Raw genomic sequence first — 2147 nt, 5'->3', positions numbered from 1 at the left:
AATTTCTTGCAGATTCTGACAAGAAATCGCTTCTATCAACTGCTGTTTTAGGAGTTCATTTTGCGAATTCATTTATTTCAATGCTCAACGGCACTTCAGTGCGTTAACTATTGTACATTGACTAATTAAATTACGTTGAGACAAATCCGTGTCATCGAGTTAAGCCTTACCCACTTTAGGCTTGCAACAAAGCTGTGTCGATATAGGTTGTAAGCTCCCGGTGCTATTTCTAAGCTTAATGCTCAAGGAGTGCAAGCTTTACACCCTCAATGACATTAATTTGGCATAGCGACAAATAAAAAATCACTGTAAAAAAAAGGTTGTTGTCAGAAGTTGATTATAGAATATACCCTTGTTGTGCTATTGCAGCATATTGTAGCAACTCGGGACGGCTTGTTTGCGCTTGCTTAATCCAGTCATCAATCATTCTGTAAATTCGGTGGTTGCTTCCAAAACTGCCCATATGCCCTAACCCATGCAAGGCACTCTCTATACAAGCTGGATTTTTTAGGTGAAGAGCAAATTCAAGGACTTCTAGACTTAATTCAAAATACTCGCAGTCCCCTTTATTGCCCCAAGTATTAATGGGAGTCATATCCCACAACATATAGCAAATAGAATTAATTGATGAAGCTCCTGGCTCATCCAGGTGACTTAGAACAGGTCGTGTTCTCTTTTCAAAACAATTAGTGTAGAGAATCTTAATGGCACGAATAGCTGCTGTACGAGCTTGAGCAGAAATGCTTGGTTCCTTTAAGGCATAGATGATGTTCGCACTTGAACTGAACATTAGATAAAGACCATTATTAACTTGCTTATCTGAGAAACGGAGAAGCTCGGAGCCTGAATGTAATAACGTTGTATAGAAAAATTCAAAAGTTGTATTTGCATCTAATTCATTTAACCTGGAAGATGAAAGGACTTGATTGACAGAGCTACCAAATACACAATTGAGCCATTTTTCATAAGTTAGCATTAGTCTGTTTGCAACACCGGAAGAATATTTGGCATTTAACCAAGAAAGGTAAGCTTTGGGGTACTGTAACAAGAGACAAAGCCCGAACTCAAGACAAGATTGTTGAACATGTTCCCTGGTTGCCTGATGTTCTTGAGGTGGTTGATTTGAGTTTAGAGGAGTAAAAAAAGAAATCTAGATTCATTTCTTGGCTCATAAGCACATGCGTTTTTATCAAGAAGATTTGGGCAAAGGGGGAAAGGCTTCGCCGTGAGCGCTTAATCGAACGGTAAAAAGCTATTTATTTAGGCACAGTAGTCACGTTGAGTTCATCCCTTTTCCCTTTTCCCCTCTTACTACTACCTTGTGTCACCTTCGATTCTTCTTCCTTACTGGAATTGACCATTTGCATCAAGTGCTGATTTAGATAACTTTGCGCCGATATATAAAGACTTTCCCAAATCTCTTGATTGCGGCTGATTTTTGTACCGACTGTATTCCCTGCTGTTTTTTCCGACACCAAGTATTTACGGAAATAGTTATTCCACAGGTGTTGGAGGAAATCTTCAGCGAATTCGTTAAAAGGAATAATCCATTTATAGTCCTTGTCCAGAAATACCCGATATGATGCAATTATCGGTAGTGCCAGGTCAGTTGGCGCACCAAACCCGAATGAATACTTGCTGTCAGGCAATAACGTCGTTTTACGTATATCAATTGAAGCTAAATCGTTAGCACCCTTTCTTCTAGGGTTGCTGATATAGTCTTGGATTATTTCGTAGAGTCTTTGCTCTATCCACAGAGCATGAGTCAAGAGAGGCAGTAAGGCGGTTAATCTTTCTCTTTCTGCGTCTGTGATATTACTTGGAAGACTCATCCCTGCTGGGTGTTTGGTTCGTTTATTGCCGTCGGGGTTGTATTTATTTCTGTCGAGGCAGTAAAGGAGCTTGAGCAAATGGGTGACATTGCACTGGGCATTTCTGGGAGCGCCGCTTTGGTTTTGATAATAAGCGATGCGGAATTTTCTATCTTCCTTCTGTTCTAACTGGGCTAAATACTGCTTAATGAATTTGTAATCACCCCTAGCGTTGACTTTGGAGCGAGAATCTACTGGTGTTGTAGTATTTGAAGCTAGGGCTATATCTTTGGCTGATTCTTCACTCAATCCGATGTGAATCGTAACTTTTACTCT

Annotated in this window: 2 protein-coding genes; both read right to left on the bottom strand. The window is 40.1% G+C overall.

Annotation, left to right across the window (positions count from 1 at the left end; translation table 11 throughout):
* Positions 1-337: 337 nt before the first annotated feature.
* On the bottom strand, positions 338-976 hold the full coding sequence (locus tag CDG77_RS34675; protein ID WP_094333630.1) for a hypothetical protein: 639 nt from the start codon (positions 974-976) through the stop codon (positions 338-340).
* Between the two features lie 280 nt (positions 977-1256).
* On the bottom strand, positions 1257-2147 hold an 891-nt coding region (locus CDG77_RS34670; RefSeq protein WP_094333629.1), incomplete at its 5' end, for an AIPR family protein.

This window comes from Nostoc sp. 'Peltigera membranacea cyanobiont' 213, assembly GCF_002245975.1.
In the GTDB taxonomy this organism is placed as follows: domain Bacteria; phylum Cyanobacteriota; class Cyanobacteriia; order Cyanobacteriales; family Nostocaceae; genus Nostoc.
The sequence above is the reverse complement of the archived record's forward strand: the minus strand, read 5'-3'. Positions and strand labels throughout refer to the sequence as shown.

Coding starts and splice junctions, on each gene's coding strand:
- CDG77_RS34675 (WP_094333630.1), bottom strand. CDS start 976: ATGCTAACTTATGAAAAATGGCTCAATTGTGTATTTGGTAGCTCTGTC.